The organism is Catellatospora chokoriensis, from assembly GCF_011297315.1.
Taxonomy (GTDB): Bacteria; Actinomycetota; Actinomycetes; order Mycobacteriales; family Micromonosporaceae; genus Catellatospora; species Catellatospora citrea.
Genome location: NZ_JAAOTI010000015.1, coordinates 93,151 through 109,431 on the forward strand (window position 1 = coordinate 93,151; position 16,281 = coordinate 109,431).

The 16,281-nt window shown below is 71.9% G+C and carries 18 protein-coding genes; 11 read left to right on the forward strand and 7 right to left on the reverse strand.

Features of this window, described 5'->3' with window-relative positions; all coding sequences use genetic code 11:
• Positions 1 to 29 precede the first annotated feature (29 nt).
• Complete coding sequence (locus tag HAV39_RS22920; RefSeq protein ID WP_239120286.1) at positions 30 to 293, reverse strand: hypothetical protein; 264 nt, start codon at positions 291 to 293, stop codon at positions 30 to 32.
• 86 nt (positions 294 to 379) lie between these two features.
• Here HAV39_RS22920 and HAV39_RS22925 point away from each other — a divergent pair, with 86 nt between their 5' ends.
• From HAV39_RS22925 to HAV39_RS22940, 4 genes are all read left to right on the forward strand, one after another.
• Positions 380 to 703, forward strand: coding sequence for an antibiotic biosynthesis monooxygenase family protein (locus tag HAV39_RS22925; RefSeq protein WP_120316467.1), 324 nt, complete (start codon positions 380 to 382; stop codon positions 701 to 703).
• Between the two features lie 79 nt (positions 704 to 782).
• Positions 783 to 1,286 carry a hypothetical protein gene (locus HAV39_RS22930; protein ID WP_120316466.1) on the forward strand — a complete coding sequence of 168 codons (504 nt, stop codon included), beginning with the start codon at positions 783 to 785 and terminating at the stop codon, positions 1,284 to 1,286.
• A gap of 182 nt (positions 1,287 to 1,468) precedes the next feature.
• Complete coding sequence (locus HAV39_RS22935) at positions 1,469 to 2,848, forward strand: glycine--tRNA ligase (protein WP_191841207.1); 1,380 nt, start codon at positions 1,469 to 1,471, stop codon at positions 2,846 to 2,848.
• A 112-nt stretch (positions 2,849 to 2,960) separates the two neighbouring features.
• Positions 2,961 to 3,920: an endonuclease/exonuclease/phosphatase family protein gene (locus HAV39_RS22940; protein WP_239120284.1), complete on the forward strand. Its 960-nt coding sequence runs from the start codon at positions 2,961 to 2,963 to the stop codon at positions 3,918 to 3,920.
• Positions 3,921 to 4,003: 83 nt separating this feature from the next.
• Here the strand turns inward: HAV39_RS22940 and HAV39_RS22945 are convergent, their stop codons facing one another.
• Entirely contained in the window at positions 4,004 to 5,200 is a 1,197-nt protein-coding gene (locus tag HAV39_RS22945) for a hypothetical protein (RefSeq protein ID WP_191841208.1), read from the reverse strand.
• Positions 5,197 to 5,712 carry a SigE family RNA polymerase sigma factor gene (locus HAV39_RS22950; RefSeq protein ID WP_191841209.1) on the reverse strand — a complete coding sequence of 172 codons (516 nt, stop codon included), beginning with the start codon at positions 5,710 to 5,712 and terminating at the stop codon, positions 5,197 to 5,199. Before HAV39_RS22950 ends, HAV39_RS22945 begins: the two co-directional genes overlap by 4 nt.
• Before the next feature lie 281 nt (positions 5,713 to 5,993).
• Here HAV39_RS22950 and HAV39_RS22955 point away from each other — a divergent pair, with 281 nt between their 5' ends.
• The 3 genes from HAV39_RS22955 to HAV39_RS22965 all read left to right on the forward strand — a co-directional run bounded on the left by HAV39_RS22955 (position 5,994) and on the right by HAV39_RS22965 (position 8,211).
• On the forward strand, positions 5,994 to 6,812 hold the full coding sequence (locus tag HAV39_RS22955; RefSeq protein WP_191841210.1) for a SigB/SigF/SigG family RNA polymerase sigma factor: 819 nt from the start codon (positions 5,994 to 5,996) through the stop codon (positions 6,810 to 6,812).
• Positions 6,813 to 6,866: 54 nt separating this feature from the next.
• Positions 6,867 to 7,010, forward strand: coding sequence for a GPGG-motif small membrane protein (locus tag HAV39_RS22960; RefSeq protein WP_170213016.1), 144 nt, complete (start codon positions 6,867 to 6,869; stop codon positions 7,008 to 7,010).
• A 133-nt stretch (positions 7,011 to 7,143) separates the two neighbouring features.
• Complete coding sequence (locus HAV39_RS22965) at positions 7,144 to 8,211, forward strand: NADH:flavin oxidoreductase/NADH oxidase (RefSeq protein WP_191841211.1); 1,068 nt, start codon at positions 7,144 to 7,146, stop codon at positions 8,209 to 8,211.
• A gap of 4 nt (positions 8,212 to 8,215) precedes the next feature.
• Here HAV39_RS22965 and HAV39_RS22970 read toward each other — a convergent pair whose 3' ends face one another.
• Positions 8,216 to 8,425 (reverse strand): DivIVA domain-containing protein, encoded by a 210-nt coding sequence (locus HAV39_RS22970; protein ID WP_191841212.1) that lies wholly within the window; start codon positions 8,423 to 8,425, stop codon positions 8,216 to 8,218.
• Positions 8,426 to 8,590: 165 nt separating this feature from the next.
• Here HAV39_RS22970 and HAV39_RS22975 point away from each other — a divergent pair, with 165 nt between their 5' ends.
• From HAV39_RS22975 to HAV39_RS22985, 3 genes are all read left to right on the forward strand, one after another.
• Positions 8,591 to 9,313, forward strand: coding sequence for an alpha/beta fold hydrolase (locus HAV39_RS22975; protein WP_191841213.1), 723 nt, complete (start codon positions 8,591 to 8,593; stop codon positions 9,311 to 9,313).
• A 172-nt stretch (positions 9,314 to 9,485) separates the two neighbouring features.
• On the forward strand, positions 9,486 to 11,831 hold the full coding sequence (locus HAV39_RS22980; RefSeq protein ID WP_191841214.1) for a polyprenyl synthetase family protein: 2,346 nt from the start codon (positions 9,486 to 9,488) through the stop codon (positions 11,829 to 11,831).
• A 97-nt stretch (positions 11,832 to 11,928) separates the two neighbouring features.
• Positions 11,929 to 12,342 (forward strand): DoxX family protein, encoded by a 414-nt coding sequence (locus HAV39_RS22985; protein ID WP_191841215.1) that lies wholly within the window; start codon positions 11,929 to 11,931, stop codon positions 12,340 to 12,342.
• A gap of 115 nt (positions 12,343 to 12,457) precedes the next feature.
• Here HAV39_RS22985 and dusB read toward each other — a convergent pair whose 3' ends face one another.
• From dusB to HAV39_RS23000, 3 genes are all read right to left on the reverse strand, one after another.
• On the reverse strand, positions 12,458 to 13,570 hold the full coding sequence (gene dusB / locus HAV39_RS22990; RefSeq protein ID WP_191841319.1) for a tRNA dihydrouridine synthase DusB: 1,113 nt from the start codon (positions 13,568 to 13,570) through the stop codon (positions 12,458 to 12,460).
• Between the two features lie 181 nt (positions 13,571 to 13,751).
• Positions 13,752 to 14,024: a DUF6158 family protein gene (locus HAV39_RS22995; RefSeq protein ID WP_223124424.1), complete on the reverse strand. Its 273-nt coding sequence runs from the start codon at positions 14,022 to 14,024 to the stop codon at positions 13,752 to 13,754.
• Positions 14,025 to 14,097: 73 nt separating this feature from the next.
• Positions 14,098 to 14,772 carry a hypothetical protein gene (locus HAV39_RS23000; protein WP_191841216.1) on the reverse strand — a complete coding sequence of 225 codons (675 nt, stop codon included), beginning with the start codon at positions 14,770 to 14,772 and terminating at the stop codon, positions 14,098 to 14,100.
• A gap of 118 nt (positions 14,773 to 14,890) precedes the next feature.
• Here HAV39_RS23000 and HAV39_RS23005 point away from each other — a divergent pair, with 118 nt between their 5' ends.
• Positions 14,891 to 16,246 carry an FAD-dependent oxidoreductase gene (locus HAV39_RS23005; protein ID WP_191841217.1) on the forward strand — a complete coding sequence of 452 codons (1,356 nt, stop codon included), beginning with the start codon at positions 14,891 to 14,893 and terminating at the stop codon, positions 16,244 to 16,246.
• Positions 16,247 to 16,281: the final 35 nt, after the last annotated feature.

The window sequence follows — 16,281 nt, forward strand, 5'->3', positions numbered from 1 at the left end:
AACGCATAGGTGCATATCCCTCCCGCGGGTCAGAACAGGCGGGTCAGGGCGGCGGCGGTGAGCAGGGTGAGCACGACCACGCGCAGGGCCCGGGTCGCCGGGGGCTGCACCGGCCAGGTGGTCACCAGCAGCGCGGCCAGGGCAGCGGCCAGCGCCAGCAGGAGGATGCCGCCGTACGGGTTCGGCAGCAGCACGGCCACCAGGAGCAGGGCCAGTGTGCCCAGCAGCGCGGTGCCCTTCGGGATCCGGGCCAGCCGGCGCAGCAGCGGGTTGTTCGCGACGTCCTGGGGCACAGCTGCGGTCCTCTCCGACTGGCGTTAAGAAGGGCACCCTTTACCCCGTAAAACGATAAGAAGGTGCCCCTCCTTACTGTAGTGAGGTGCTGATGCTCAATCGATTCGTGATCGCCGCCAACGAGGAGGCGTTCGTCGAGCGCGCCCACGCGGCGCTCGCCGCCCTCGCGGCCCGCCCCGGCTACCTGCGCGGGGAGCTGACCCGGTCGCTGGACGAGCCGGAGCACTGGTGCCTGCTCACCGAGTGGGAGAGCGTGGGGGCCTACCGGCGCGCGCTGGGCGGTTTCGACGTGAAGATGACGGCGACGCCCCTGCTGGCCGAATCGCTGATGGAGCCGTGCGCGTTCGAGACCCTGGCCGAGGCCGAGCCGGGCGGCGAGGTGCAGACCAGGGCCAGCGACCGGGCGTGAGCCGCGCCGGCCGGGGAGGCCGAGGTCGGGTTTCGGGCACGGCGGCGGCGGGTGGGGTGTACGCAATATGATCGCGGCCATGACCCACGCGCCCGCGCCCTCGCCCGTGCCGCCCGGTCCGGGCGCCGCGCCGCCGTTCCCGGCCGCGCCTGCCGAAGGCGGCGGAACGCGGCTGGGCTGGGCGCTCGGCATTGCGGGCGGGCTGGTGGCACTGTGCTGCGGCGGCGGCCTGGTGGCCGGGGTCGGCCTGGGCGTCACCGGGGTGCAGGCGATCAACGAGCGGGCCCACGTCGCGGTGGGTTCCTACCTCGACGCGCTGCAGGCCAAGAAGTACGACAAGGCGTACGAGCTGCTCTGCGAGGACGAGCAGCGGCGGCTGGACCTGGCGCGCTTCACCAGCCGGGAGGAGTCCCGGCCGGACCGGATCCAGTCGTACGAGCTGGGCGAGGTCGAGCTGCAGGGGACCTCGGGGATCACCCTGCCGGTGACCGAGCGCTACACCGACGGCGACACCGAGCGGGTCGTCTACCGCCTCGCCCAGGACCCGAAGACCACCGACCTGGAAGTCTGCGGGCGGGAGTAGCCGCCCACACCCGGGTCCCGGCGCGGCGCACCGGCGGGCTCACCACGTTGCGTGTGCAGTAGCGTTTAACCGAATGCGGGTGACCAGAGGTGGCCCGTACCGTATCCACGTCGTGCGGATCTTCCGCCGACCTCCGCCGACAGCCAGCCGGCGGCAACCTCCAACGGAATGGAGACCTGATCATGCCCGCGGACCGCATCGACTCCGTCGTCAGCCTGGCCAAGCGCCGGGGCTTCGTCTACCCGTCGAGTGAGATCTACGGTGGCACCCGTTCGGCCTGGGACTACGGTCCGCTGGGCGTGGAGCTCAAGGACAACGTCCGCCGGCAGTGGTGGAAGACGATGGTCCAGCAGCGCGACGACATCGTCGGCCTGGACTCCGCGGTGATCCTGGCCCGCCAGGTGTGGGAGGCCTCCGGCCACATCGAGGCGTTCGTCGACCCGCTCACCGAGTGCACCAGCTGCCACAAGCGCTTCCGGGCCGACCACCTGGAGGAGGCGTTCCTGGAGAAGAAGCCCGGCGCCACCTTCGTGCTGTCCGAGCTGAACTGCCCCAACTGCGGCAACAAGGGCACCTTCACCGAGCCGCGGATGTTCAACGGCCTGATGAAGACCTTCCTCGGCCCGGTCGAGAGCGCCGAGGGCGTGCACTACCTGCGGCCGGAGACGGCGCAGGGCATCTTCGTGAACTACGCCAACGTCGCGACCACGGCCCGCAAGAAGCCGCCGTTCGGCATCGCGCAGGTCGGCAAGAGCTTCCGCAACGAGATCACCCCGGGCAACTTCATCTTCCGTACGCGGGAGTTCGAGCAGATGGAGATGGAGTTCTTCGTCGAGCCCGGCACCGACGAGACCTGGCACGAGTACTGGCTGAACGAGCGCTGGAACTGGTACCTCGACCTGGGCATCTCCGCGGAGAACCTGCGCTTCTTCGAGCACCCGCAGGAGAAGCTGTCGCACTACTCCAAGCGCACGGTCGACATCGAGTACCGCTTCCGGTTCGGCGGCACCGAGTTCTCCGAGCTGGAGGGCATCGCCAACCGCACCGACTTCGACCTGACCACGCACGGCAAGCACTCGGGCACCGACCTGTCGTACTTCGACCAGGAGAAGAACGAGCGCTGGGTGCCGTACGTCATCGAGCCGGCGGCGGGTCTGACCCGCGCCGTGCTGGCGTTCATGTTGGAGGCGTACGACGAGGACGAGGCGCCCAACACCAAGGGCGGCGTGGACAAGCGCACCGTGATGCGCTTCGACAAGCGCCTGGCCCCGGTGAAGGTGGCCGTGCTCCCGCTGTCGCGCAACGAGCAGCTCTCGCCGAAGGCTCGTGGCCTGGCCGCGGACCTGCGCAAGCGCTGGGTGGTGGACTTCGACGACGCCCAGGCGATCGGCCGCCGCTACCGCCGCCAGGACGAGATCGGCACGCCGTACTGCGTCACCGTCGACTTCGACACCTTGGAAGACAACGCGGTGACCGTACGTGATCGTGATTCGATGGTCCAGGAGCGCGTCTCGCTGGACCAGGTGGAGGGCTACCTGAGCGAGCGCCTGCCCGGCTGCTGAACGCGGTTGACGTGTGTGAAGTCCCCCGAACCGGTGGTTCGGGGGACTTCACACACGGGTAGTGCGACGTTTGCCGAGTTTGATTCGGGTCCTCCCCGGTAACATACGGACAGTGACCACCATCGAGCTGAAGAAGACGCCCGGAGGCCCGGCCCAGCCGCCGCCCCGGCGCCCGGCGTGGCGGGCAGGGCTGGTCATCGCGGCCGCCCTGCTGCTGGCGGCTGTGCTCGCGGGTCACCGGCTCGTCCCCAATGTGCACGGCATCGGCAGCGTGCTCGACACCATCGCCCCGCTGTTCGGCCTGGCCGTGCCGGTGCTGGCCGTCGCCGCGCTGCTGGCCCGCTCGGGCAGGGCACTGCTGGCGGTGCTGCTGCCCGCGATCATCTGGGCGGCGCTGTTCGGCCGAGCCCTGCTGCCGCCCCCGGGCGGCGACGTCCAGCTGCGGGTGGTCACCCAGAACCTGTACGCCGACAACCCCGACCCGCAGACCACGGTGCGGGCACTGGCCGAGGGCGGCCCCGACCTGATCGCGCTGCAGGAGGCCGCCGGCGGCACCATCGAGACGGTCGCCGAGCAGTTGGCCAAGACCTACCCGCACCACGCGGTCCGGTCGACGGTGGGCCTGCTCAGCAAGTATCCGATCGTGGACGTCGCCGGCGTCGACACCGGTCTGGAGTGGACCCGAGCCCTGCGCGCGCTGGTGAATACCCCGCAGGGCGAGGTCGCGGTGTACGTCGTGCACCTCGGCTCGGCGCGGATCAACGACACGGCGACCCGTGACCACACCATCGACATGCTGGCCCAGGCGGTCCGGGCGGACGAGGCGCAGCGGGTGCTGGTGCTGGGCGACCTCAACACCGCGGCCACCGACCGGGCCATCGCGCCGCTGTCGGCGCTGCTGAGCGACGCGCAGGCCGAGGCGGGCTGGGGCTGGGGCTTCACGTGGCCGTCCTCGCTGCCGGTGATGCGGCCCGACCACGTGCTGTACCGGGGACTGACCGCGACGCAGGCCGGGGTGCTGCGGACCCCCGGCACCGATCATCGGGCCGTCACCTCGGGCTTCGCTTTCTGAACGTGATGCGGGCGGTGCGACGGGCGCCCCGGGCACGAGAGGGCCCAGGGCACCCGCCTCTCCCTGTCAGGACGCGGCGAACCTCAGCGGATGCGGTCGATCAGCCAGATGACGTGTTCGCGGCAAGGCGAATTCTGGTCCGGAAGCCACTCGATCCGGACGCCGTCGTACCCCATGCCGCAGGCGAGCCGGTCGGCTCCGACCGAACCCGCGCGGCCGGTGGCCGGATCGTAGAGGTGGCCGCCGACGAGGAAGAGTCCGAGCGGCCCGATGGGGAAGGCCCGGATTCCCAGCCCGTTCGCGAACGGAAGCGCCGTCCGGCCGCTGCCGTCCAGGCGCTGGACGTAGTACCGCTTGGGCGCCTTCGGTGACAACGGGTCCAGGTACACGCACAACTGGGGCGAACACTCCATCTCCGTCACGCCCGGGGGCTGCGCGACGTCGCGCCGTTCACCGGTGACGATGTTGTGGAGGGCCAGCGTCGGCGGGGGGTTGAAGCCTCGGCCGGTACCGGCCCGCGGCTGATCCGCCCGCTCCGCACGCCAGACGGACTGTCCTGGGTCGCCGGAGACGGTGACCCCCGCGACGGCTGTCGTCCGTCCGGTGGCGATGTCGTACGTCCAGGAGCCGTCGCCTGTCGGGCCGGAGCCGTACACCGCGTCATCGGTCGCGTACCAGCGCGCGAAGCGGTCATAGGGAAGATCGGCGGCCACCTGCTCGACGGTGCCACCGTGGACGGGCAGGCGGTAGACCTGGAGCACAGGCTTCGGGCGGCGCACCGCGTGGTAGATGTAGTTCGGCGTGACCCGCAGGCCGTTTCCGTCGAGGTGCTCGAACGGCAGTTGCTGGAATGTCCGGCGCACGACGTCGTACGAGTAGAAGCCCGGCGGCTCCAGCGTCGACACCAGCACGTGGGTGGCATCGATGCTCTTGATCACGTCCACGGCGCTGTCGTGCGGCGTCTGCGCCGGCAGCGTGATGTCGATCTCCGGCCACAGTTCGGCTGCCGACGGAAAGGGGCCGCCGCCGGGCGGCATGATCTGCGCCACCGCGGGGCTGGGAGACGGCGTCGCCGCGGGGTCGGGTCGCCCGCCGCCGAGGTGGGCCATGGCGGTGGTCAGCGCGGCGAGGGCGCCCACCGTGGCGAGCACCGACGCGCCGATCCGGCGTCGGCGGCGCCCGCGGTATCGGCCTTCCACGATCCCCGCGAGGTTGTCGGGCGGCGCGACGGCCTGTGCGGCGCGGCGTCGCAGGGCATCGGGCAGGTCGAGGTCGGTCATGACAGGACTCCCGCCAGGTGGTGGACGGCGTGTGAGGAGCGCAGTTTCTCCAGGCCACGCGAGGCGTGGCCGCGGATGGTGCCGCGGGTGAGGTGCAGCGTCTCGGCGATCTCCGCGTCGGTCAGCTGCTCGTAGAAGCGCAGCACCAGCACCGCGCGCTGGCGGGGCGGCAGGGTGGCCAGCGCGGCCCACAGCGCGTCGGCCTGGGTCGCCTCCGCGTCGACCGAGGCCAGTCCCGGGTCGTCCACGGCGACCTCGGGCAGCGATGCGGCCGGGCGCTCCCGGTTCTTGCGCCGCCGCCAGAAGCTCACGTGCAGGCGTGCCATCGTGGTGCGTACATAGCCGATCGGGTCGTCGGTGTGCAGCCGCTGCCATTTGCCCCGCAGCCGGATCAGCGCCTCCTGCACGAGGTCGTCGGCGTCGTGGTGGCTGCCGGTCAGCAGGTAGCCGTACCGGTAGAGGGCCGCGCCGCGTTGTCGCACGAAGTCGGCGAAGGCGGTCTCGTCGCTCATCTGCTCTCCCTTCCGGCCCAGGACGCGATTCGGGCCGGAAGTGTTGCACGGAGCTCGGAACCGGTCGGCCCGCGCTGCTCGACCGGGCGAAGGGCGGACACCCCACTAGTACTTTTGGTCAGTCTCTTGTATGGTCGGCAGTGCTCGGCTTGCCGAGTCGGCTGCCAAGCCGTCGATCAGCGCTCAAGAAACGGGTGCTGTGTCCGTCACAGGCGAACCGTGTCCGAGGACGACCCCCGTCGCTCCGGAACACACGCGGTTCACTGCGCCGGAGGCCTGCAATGACTGCAACACTGGTTCGCGAGACTGTCGTGTCCGCGTCCCCCTCGTCCCTGACCGACACCCTCGACGCGACTGCCGGCGATGTGCTGCTGCGCCGTCTCGGAGAGCTGAGCGAGCAAGACCCCGCACATGAGGACGTGCGGCAGGAGGCCATCTGCGCCTGGCTGCCGCTGGCCGAACGCCTGGCCCGCCGCTTCCGCCATCGCGGCGTGGACGGCGACGACCTCGTGCAGGTGGCGACCATCGGCCTGATCCAGGCCGTGGACCGTTTCGACCCCACCCGCGGCAGTGCTTTCGTGCACTTCGCGGTGCCGACGATCGTCGGCGAACTCAAGCGCTACTTCCGTGACCGGGGCTGGAGCATGCGGGTCAGTCGCCGCATGCAGGAGCTGTACCTGGACATCAACCGGGTGTCCCCGCAGCTCTGCCAGGACCTCGGCCGGTGGCCGACCGCCGACGACCTCGCCGCGCATCTCAACGTCACCGTCGAAGACGTGGTGGCCGGGATGCACTGCGCGCAGGCGTACCGCATCAACTCCCTCAACGTCGCGGTGAGCGGCGAGGACGGCGATGTGGAGCTCGGCGAGCTGATCGGCGAGACCGACACCGTGCTGGAGTCCATTCCGGACGTGCACGCGGTCCGGCAGTACGTCAAGGAGCTGCCGGAACGCGAGCAGAAGATCCTCATGCTGCGCTTCGTCCAGGGCCGCAACCAGGCCCAGATCGCGGAGCAGATCGGGGTCTCCCAGATGCACGTGTCGCGCCTGCTCAGCCGGTGCCTCGCGCAGTTGCGCGAGCGCATGCTGGCGGAGGACTAGTCAGCAACGGACAGTAGCGGTTTCGTCACCGAGTTCGTGGGGCAGGTAGGAACCATGGAGCTTTTACTGTGGATCCTCGCCGTGGTCCTGGTCGTTTCCGGGATCGTCTCGCTGGCACGACGCCAGATCCTGTGGGGCATCGTGCTGATCGTGATCGGTCTGCTGGTCGGACCGGGTGGCGTGAGCATCTTCTCGTAGGACGCCACGCAGGAAGCCGAAGGGCCGGGAAGACCATGGTCTCCCCGGCCCTTCACCCTGTGCGGAGCCGAGTCCGGCCGGGGTGCGATCCGCGTCACAGGACGACGCCCGCGCCCGGCCGTACTGTTGCGCCGTGACCGTACTCGGCCAGCCCCTCGAACTGCGCGGCGTGACGCTGCCCAACCGCATCGCGATGTCGCCGATGTGCCAGTACTCGGCCGGGCCGGACGGCCTGCCCACCGACTGGCACCTGACCCATCTGGGCGCCCGCGCGGTCGGCGGGGCCGGGCTGGTCATCGCCGAGGCCAGCGCCGTGCTGCCGGAGGGCCGGATCTCGCCGCGCGACGCCGGCATCTGGTCCCCGGCGCATGTGGACGCCTGGCGGCCGGTGACGGCGTTCGTGACCGCGCAGGGGGCGGTGCCCGCGATCCAGCTCGCCCACGCCGGGTTCAAGGCGTCCACGTACTGGCCGTTCGCGCAGGAGCGGGGCGGGGTCCCCGACACCGACGGCGGCTGGCAGCCGACCGGGCCCGGCACCGAGCCGTTCATGCCGGCGTACCGTGCGCCCCGGGCCCTCGACGAGGCCGGCATCGCCGCGGTGATCGCCGCGTTCGCGCAGGCCGCGGTATACGCGATCGACGCCGGCTTCCGGGCCGTGGAGATCCACGCGGCGCACGGCTACCTGCTGCACGAGTTCTACTCGCCGCTGACCAACCACCGCACCGACGGCTGGGGCGGCGACCGCGCCGGGCGCACGCGCCTGGCCGTGGCGGTCGCGACGGCGGTGCGCGACGCCGTCGGCCCCGACGTGCCGGTGCTGGCCCGGGTCTCCGCGACCGACTGGACCGACGGCGGCTGGGCCGTCACCGACACCGTCGCCCTGGCCAGCGAGCTGGTCGAGGCCGGGGTCGACCTGATCGACTGCTCCTCGGGCGGAGCCGTCCCGCACGCCGACATCCCGATCGGCCCCGGTTACCAGGCCCCGCTGGCCGAGCAGGTGCGCCGTGACGCCGGGGTGCCCACCGGTGCGGTCGGCCTGATCACCGAACCGGAGCAGGCCGAGCGCATCGTCGCCGACGGCCAGGCCGACCTGGTGCTGATCGGGCGGGAGCTGCTGCGCGACCCGTACTGGCCGCGCCGGGCGCTGGCCAAGCTCGGCGGCCAGCCGCACTGGCCGGACCAGTACGCCCGCGCCTTCTGAAGGCTCAGGGACCGTCGGCCGCGTCCAGCGCCGCCAGGCGGCCCAGGTAGGCGTTCACCTGCTCGCGGTCATATCCGCGCAGGACGACGGTGAAGTCGAACACGGTGCCGCCGGCGAGGTTCAGCTCGCCGCGGCTCACCTTGTCGAGCAGGGCGTCGACCTCGGTGCGGTCGAAGCCGCGCAGGACGACGGTGAAGTTCGGTCGGGGGTGCATGGCGGACATCCTGGCAGATCAGAGCAAGGCGGTCCCGGCGTCGAGCAGGGTGTGACCCGCCGCGGTCGCCACGTAGAGCACCGCGCGGCCGTGGCGGCTGCGCGCCGGCAGGCCGGCCGCGTGCAGCACCGTGCCGTGTCGGTGCGTCGGCCTAGCGTGGCGGGCATGACGACATTCGTACTCGTGCCGGGCATGTGGCTCGGGGCATGGGCCTGGCAGGACGTGGCATCGCGGCTGGCGGAGGCGGGCCACGATCCGCGGCCGGTGACGCTTTCCGGGGTCGCGGAGCGGGCCGCCGAGGCCACGCCGCAGACCGATCTGGACACCCACGTCGCCGACGTCGTCGCGCTGGTCGAGGGCGCGGATCTGCGGGACGTGGTGCTGGTCGGGCACAGTTACGGCGGCATGGTGGTGTCCGTCGCGGCGGGACTGCTGGCCGCGCGGCTGCGCCGGGTGGTGTACGTCGACAGTGGCGCGCTGCCCGAGGGCACGTCGCAGTTCGACACGAATCCGCCCGAGCAGCAGGAGCGCATCCTCGCCGAGATCGGCGACGGCTTCCTGGCCTCCGTGCCGCCGTTCCTGCCGGACCCGGACGACCCGTCCCTGGCCGGCCTCGACGCCGACCGGCTCGCCCTGCTGCGCGAACGCGCCACCCCGCACCCGTTCGCCTCGGCCCGGCAGCCCGTCCACTACCACCCGGACTTCTCCTCGGTCCCGTCCGCACTCATCACCTGCATGTTCCCCGCCGCCCAGGTGCACGAGATGATCGCGGCCGGCCACCCCTACTTCGCCCTGCTCGCCGGCCCCGACGTCCTCGAACTCCCCACCGGCCACTGGCCCATGCTCAGCCGCCCCACCGACCTGGCCACCCTCCTCACCCCGCTCTGAGTCAGTAAGCCGCCGGTCGCGCACGCAGCGCCTCTGTCGCGTTTGGAAGGGCGCCTTCTACAACGCGGAGCGTTAAGAAGATGCCTTTCCTTCTGTCCGGGCGGGGGTTGGCGCGGGGGTGGGATCATGGGGTGGCGGGGTCGTCTGGGTCCGCGGGGAGGTGGTCGGCCTCATGAGTGTCGTCGCGGAGTTGCTGGAGCCGTTTCCGTTCCGGCAGGAGGATCTCGAGCACGGCAGGCTCGAGGAGGGTGTGCGGCACACGCTGGCGCACTACGCCCGCTGGCGGGACGGGAACCCGGCGGCGGTCGGGTCGCATGTGGAGCAGTACACCGCGCAGCTCAGGGCGATCGCCGGGCGGCACACGCCGGCGGCCGCGCTGCTGCGTGGGGTCCACCCGCCGCGGCGGCGGCGGGAGCTGCGCGAGCAGGCGCTGCTGGAGCTGAACTACTTCGGGGTGTACAACCTCAGCGAGGTGCCCGACCCGGCCGACGTCGCCCGGGGCGAGGTGCTGGCGCGGGCGCACGCCCGCACGGTGCGCGAGGTCGTCGAGGGCATCGAGCGCGGGCGGGGCGTCGCCGGGGTGGTGGAGTCGCTGGAGCGGCGCTTCCCGACGCTGCGCGGGGTCCCCGAGACGCGCTGGCTGGCCGAGCGGCTGGACCGGCTGCACCGCACGCTGCCGGAGACGGTGGTGCAGGCGGGAGCGATGGGCAAGGTGGTCCGCACGCTGGTGGGGGTGCTGGCCATCGGGGGGTACGACACCCGTGACGCGGGCCGGGCCGCGGTGCGCGAACACCTCACCCGGATCCTGCCCGGCGCGTACGCGTACGGGGCCGCGTACGCCGTCATCGACGACAGCTTCCAGGACCTGCCCGGCGAGCACATGCTGCCCCGCGAGCGGGACCGGCTGCACCGGCTGATCCTGCGCGGCCTGTCCACGGGCGGCACGATCGATCCCGCCGAGGTCCCCGACCATCCGCTCGCCGAGGAGATGCACGACCTGTACGGCATCGCGCTGCAGGTCTACCCGTTCGGCACGCACCGGCACCTCTACCACGCGGCCGAGTCGATGTACCTGGCCCAGCACCGCGACGCGGCCCGCCGCCCGGACGAGCTGCGCGACGGCGGGCTGGAGGCGGCGTACCCGGACATCTTCCTCAAGGCCGGGCTGAGCCGGGTGGTGGCCAACATCCTCGGCCGGCGCCGCCTCGACGACGGCTTCTACGCCCGCTGCCTCAACACGATCTTCCTGAGCCAGTTCAAGGACGATCTCGTCGACCGCGAGGAGGACCGCCAGGCCGGGCGGATGACGCCGTTCACCCATCCCGGCGACGGCCGCACGAACCCGCTGCTCGACCTGTTCGCCTATGACGCGTACGTCGTCGAGCAGGTGTACGGCGGTGATCCGGTGGCCCGCGAGGCGCTGACCGGCGTCGGCGCGATCAAGCTGGCCACCCACCTGTGCGCCGACCCGCAGGGCACGCTGCGGCTGCTCGACCAGTACCCGGTCACCCCGGAGATCGCCGGATTCCTGCGTACGGCGGCCGGGGTGCCGCGGCGGGTGCTGCCCCAGCTGACCACCGCCGACCTGCGCCTCAAGCGGGAGGCGGCCGCGGTGATGGGCCGCCGCGACCCGAACAGTGTCGACGCGCGCACGTTCGTGCTCGACCGGCTGCCGCGCATCAACGAGATCGTGCACAACTGCCACGCCGAGGTCAACGCGGCTGAGCTGGCCCCGATCCTGGCGTACACGATGGACGGACCCGCCAAGCGGCTGCGGCCCGCGCTGACGCTGATGCTGGCCGAAGGGCTCGGCGTGCGCGGCGACATGCCCGAGTCGCTGCTCGGCGCGATCGAGCTGTTCCACACCGCCAGCCTGATCTTCGACGACCTGCCCGCGCAGGACGACGCCACGCTGCGCCGGGGCCGCCCGGCCGCGCACACCGTGTTCGACGAGGGCAGCGTGCAGCTCGCCGCGATCTCCATGCTGTCCTCCGGGTTCGGCATGCTGGCCCGGCTCGACCGGCACTACCCGGCGCACCGGGTCACCGACGTCGTCGCGTACGTCGGCACGGTGCTGGGCCCGCAGCGGCTGTGCCGCGGCCAGTACCTGGACCTGCGCTACGCCCGTGACGCGTCGCCGGTCACCGGTGAGGACATCCTGGAGATGTACCGGCTGAAGACGTCGACGATGGTCGAGGCCGCGCTGGTGCCGCTGCTGATGCTGCTGGACCGGCCGCGCGTCGAGATCGAGCTGGTCACCCGGTATGCCGACCACGCGGGCATCGTCTTCCAGGCCCGCGACGACATCCTCGACGCGACCGCGTCCAGCGAGCAGCTCGGCAAGGACTCCGGCAATGACGTGGGCAAGGCCAACCTGGTCCGGGTGTACGGGCTCGCGCAGGCGCGGCGGCTCATGGAGCAGCACCGCGACGCCGCGGTGGACAGCTGCGCCGCGCTGCCCTTCGACACCCGCCTGCTGCAGGGCATCGTCGAGCATTTCGCCGCGCGGGGGCGGTGACCCGGCGAATCCGTTCCGTCCCGACCGATGAGTTCCGCGCGTGGCGTCCGTCTACACGGATGAACGCGATGACATCACTTCGGGAAGGGAACCCGCCATGACCACGTACGCCGCCCCCGCCGTCCGCCCCCGCCGCGCCGTCCACATCGTCACGTGGACCGGGCAGGTGCTGCTCGGGCTGTTCTTCATCACCGTGTCGGCGCCCAAGTATCTGCCCGGCTTCGAGGCCCCGGCGAGCTTCGGGGAGGCGGGGCTGGGGACCTGGTTCATCTGGTTCGTCGGGGCCTGCGAGCTGGCCGGCGGCGTGGGGCTGCTGATCCCGCGGCTGTCGGGGGCGGCGGCGATCGGGCTGGTCGGGCTGATGACCGGGGCGACCGTCATGAACCTGTTCGTGCTGCCCGGGGCGGCGTCGAATGCGTACCTGTCCGGTGCACTGCTGGTGGTGTTCGTGCTGATCGCGCGGGTGCGGGCGTCGTACACCCGGGCTCTGGTCGGCAGTTTGGGCCGCTGACCGTTGGTCGGCTTGCGCGCCATGATCGCTGTTTGGCGCCATGATCCGTGGTTTGACCGCAGATCATGGCGCCAAACAGCGATCATGCTCGTTGCGCGAGGTGGGGCGGGGGCGGTCAGCCGCCGGAGTCGTCGTGTTCGGCGTCCTCGGGGACGGTCTCGGAGTCGCGGTCGTCGAGCCAGCCGTAGGGGAGCACCACCTTGGCGGGGGAGTTGGTGCGCCCGCGCGGCTGGCCCAGGTTCGCCACCGGGAAGGGCGCGTCGTGGTCCAGCTTGCCGAGCAGGTCGTCCAGCTCCATCAGCGACGACGCCATGGCCATCGACCGGCGCAGCTCCGAGCCCACCGGGAAGCCCTTGAGATACCAGGCGACATGCTTGCGGAAGTCCGTGACGGCCTCGCGCTCGGCGCCCCACCAGTGCGCCAGCAGCTCGGCGTGGCGGCGCATGACCTGCGCGACCTCGCCCAGGTCGGGCATGACCCGCTCGGGCCGGCCGGCGAACGCGGCGGCCAGGTCGGCGAACAGCCACGGCCGGCCCAGGCAGCCCCGGCCCACCACGACGCCGTCGCAGCCGGTCTCGGCCACCATGCGCAGCGCGTCGTCGGCCTCCCAGATGTCGCCGTTGCCGAGCACCGGCACGTCCAGGGCCTGCTTGAGGGTGGCGATGGACTCCCAGTCGGCCTCGCCGGAGTAGCGCTGTGCGGCGGTGCGGGCGTGCAGGGCCACCCACTTCGCGCCGGCCTCCTGCGCGATCAGGCCCGCCTCGACGTACGTCAGGTGGTCGTCGTCGATGCCCTTGCGCATCTTGATGGTGACCGGGATGCCGGCGGGCGCGGCCGCGTCGACGGCGGCCTTGATGATCGAGCCGAACAGCCGGCGCTTCCACGGGATCGCGGAGCCGCCGCCCTTGCTCGTGATCTTCTTGACGCTGCACCCGAAGTTGAGGTCGATGTGATCGGCGAGGTTCTCGTCGACCACCCGCCGCACGGCCTTGGCGGTGATGTCCGGGTCGACGCCGTAGAGCTGCATGCTGCGGGGGTGCTCGTCCGGCCCGAACTCGATCATCTTGTCGGTCTTCGGGTTGCGCACCGCCAGCGCGACCGTGGTGATCATCTCGCAGACGTAGATGCCTGCCCCCTGCTCGCGGCAGAGCTGCCGGAACGCGACATTGGTGATGCCCGCCATCGGCGCCAGCACCACCGGCGGATCAACGGGGTACCGCCCCACCATCAAAGTCGCACTCACGCCCCCAAGAATCTCACGCCCACCCCCACCACCCCGACCCCCCGTAACCCACCCCACACGCCCCACCCCGACCCCACCCGCATGATCACGACGATCTTGCGTGAACTGTTGACCTTATGACCGCTTTGCCCGTGTCGTCAGCACGGTTCACGCAAGATCGTCGTGATCATGGGGTGGGGTCGGGGCGTAGGCGGGAGGGGGCGATTTCGCGGGTGGGGTGGCGGCGGAGGTAGTCGGCCTCTAGTTCGATCATGCGTGCGGTGTGGTGGGCCAGGGCCTGGTCGGAGCCGTGGCGCAGGGTGTCGTGGCGGGTGCGGTGGATGGCTGCCAGTTCTCGGAGCAGGTGTTCGTCGGGCAGGTCGCGGGCGGGGACGCCGCCGGCCGGTTCGGGCTGCTGCCAGGCGTAGACGACCTCCACCACTTCGTCGTAGTCGCGCATGGGGGAGGGGTACCCGGGGTGGGGGCGGTTCAATCGTCGTGGCGGTTTCGTCGCCTGCCGGGGCGGGTAGGGGTCAGGGCTTGCCGCGCAGGACGGTCTGCACCGCCTGGGCCTCGTATGCGGCGTCGGCAGCTTCCTGGGTCAGTGCGTGTGACGACACCCGGGCCACCTCGGCGGCGCGGCGGGCGTGCCGGGCCCGGGAGGCGGCGACGTGGTAGAGGCGGGCTGCCTCGGCGTCCTCGGCGCGCAGACGGGACAGCCCGTGCGAGCGGTCCTGGCGAGACTGATCCCAGCCGTCGACCTGCTGCCACACCGCGCGCAGCTGCTCCATCGACAGGTCGCCGCGCTTGTAGGCGGCCCGCGCGGCGCGGGAGACCTCGCGCAGGTTCTCCGCGGAGACGGTGGCCTCGACCGGCTCGGGCGGCAGCGCCTCGGCCGCCTCCTCGAGCGCCTGCGCGGCCGCCAGGTGGCTCTGCCAGGCGGCGTCCCGCTCGGCCTCGGCGGCCGCCAGCTCGGCCGCGGTGCGCTCGGCCAGCAGCACCGCGGTGCGGGCCGCCTCGAGCACCTCCGCCGCGACCTCCTCCAGCTCGCGGGCCTCGGCGGTCAGCTTCGCGCGCTCGGCCGCGCTGAGCCGGCCCGGGCGCACGCCGTCGCGCCGGGACTGCGCCTGCGCCAGCAGCCCCAAAAAGAGCACCGCGAGCAGCGTGAACGGCAGCCCGCCCAGCAACACCACGGCGGATGAGGACACACCAGCACCCTAGTATCGATCCACGTTGATCGTTAGGGCTGACGGGAAATCGTCACATCCGTCGCGCGAATCGCCACCCGGGTCGGCGATGTCGGCGCGTTGCGTCGAAGATGGACGGATGACCGAGAACGCCCCGAACCTGTCCGGATCCACCGCGGTCGTGATCGGCGCCGGCATCGCGGGCCTGTGCGCCGCGCGGGTGCTGGCCGACCGGTACGCCCGGGTGATCGTGCTGGACCGGGACCACCTGCCGCCGTCAGCGGCGCCGCGGCGCGGCGTGCCGCAGGGCAACCACGGCGCGGTGCTGCTCGCGGCCGGGCAGCGGGCGCTCGGCGAGCTGTTCGACGGCCTGGTGGACGAGCTGGTCGGGGCGGGCGCGGTGCCGTTCGAGCCGGGCACCGAGATGATCTTCTACCGGTACGGCAGCGTCTGGGCGAAGTCGCCGACCGGGATCACCCTGCTGTCGTTCAGCCGCCCGCTGCTGGAGCACACCGTGCGCGGCCGCGTGTCGGCGCTGCGCAACGTCGAGATCCGGGCCGGGGTCGCGGTCAGCGGGCTGGCGGGCGCGGGCGGTGTGGTCACCGGGGTCGTGCTGGACAGCGGCGAGACGCTGCCGTGCGCGCTGGTGGTCGACTCCTCGGGCCGGGGCAGCCGCTCCGACCGCTGGCTCGCCGAGCTGGGCTTCGCCGCTCCGGCGGTCACCGAGATCAAGATCGGCGTCGGCTACACCACACGCCTCTACCGGCGCAAACCCGGCGACCTGAGCGACGCCACCGCGGTGTTCGTGCTGCCCGCCGCGCCGCACGAGACCCGGGTCGGGCTGGCCCTGCCGATCGAGGACGACCGCTGGCTGATCTCGATGGGCGGCTGGCACGGCGACTTCCCCGCCGTGGGCGACCCGGACGCGTTCACCGCGCACGCCCGCAGCCTGCCCCACCCCGGCATCGCCGGGCTCATCGACAGGTGCGAGCCGGTGACCGAGGCCGTGTCGTTCACCTTCCCGTCGAACCGCCGCCGCCACTTCGAGGACCTGCCCGCCCACCCCGCGGGCTACCTCGCCCTGGGCGACGCGATCTGCAGCTTCAACCCGATCTACGGACAGGGCATGACCTGCGCAGCGCTGGAGGCCCAGGCCCTCGGCCGGCAACTCGACGCGCACGGCGCGGTGACCGCAGCCCTCGCCACCGACTACTACGGGGAGGCGGCCCACATCCTCGCCACCCCCTGGGGATTCGCCGCCGGAGGTGACTTCGCCTACCCGCAGACCCAGGGCGAGCGCCCGCGGGGCATCGCCCTGCGCAACCGCTACTCCCGCCGCATCCAGCTCGCCGCCCAGGTCGACCCGGAGATCCGCCGCATCTTCACCGCCGTCCAGCACCTGCTCACCCCGCCCGGCGTCCTCCGCAAACCCGCCATGGTCCTGCGCGTCCTGCGCCTGTCGCGCCGCGCGCCGGGGGCCCGCGCCCCGCGCTGACGCCGCGGCCACGCCGGAGTGTGCGGCAGTTTCGG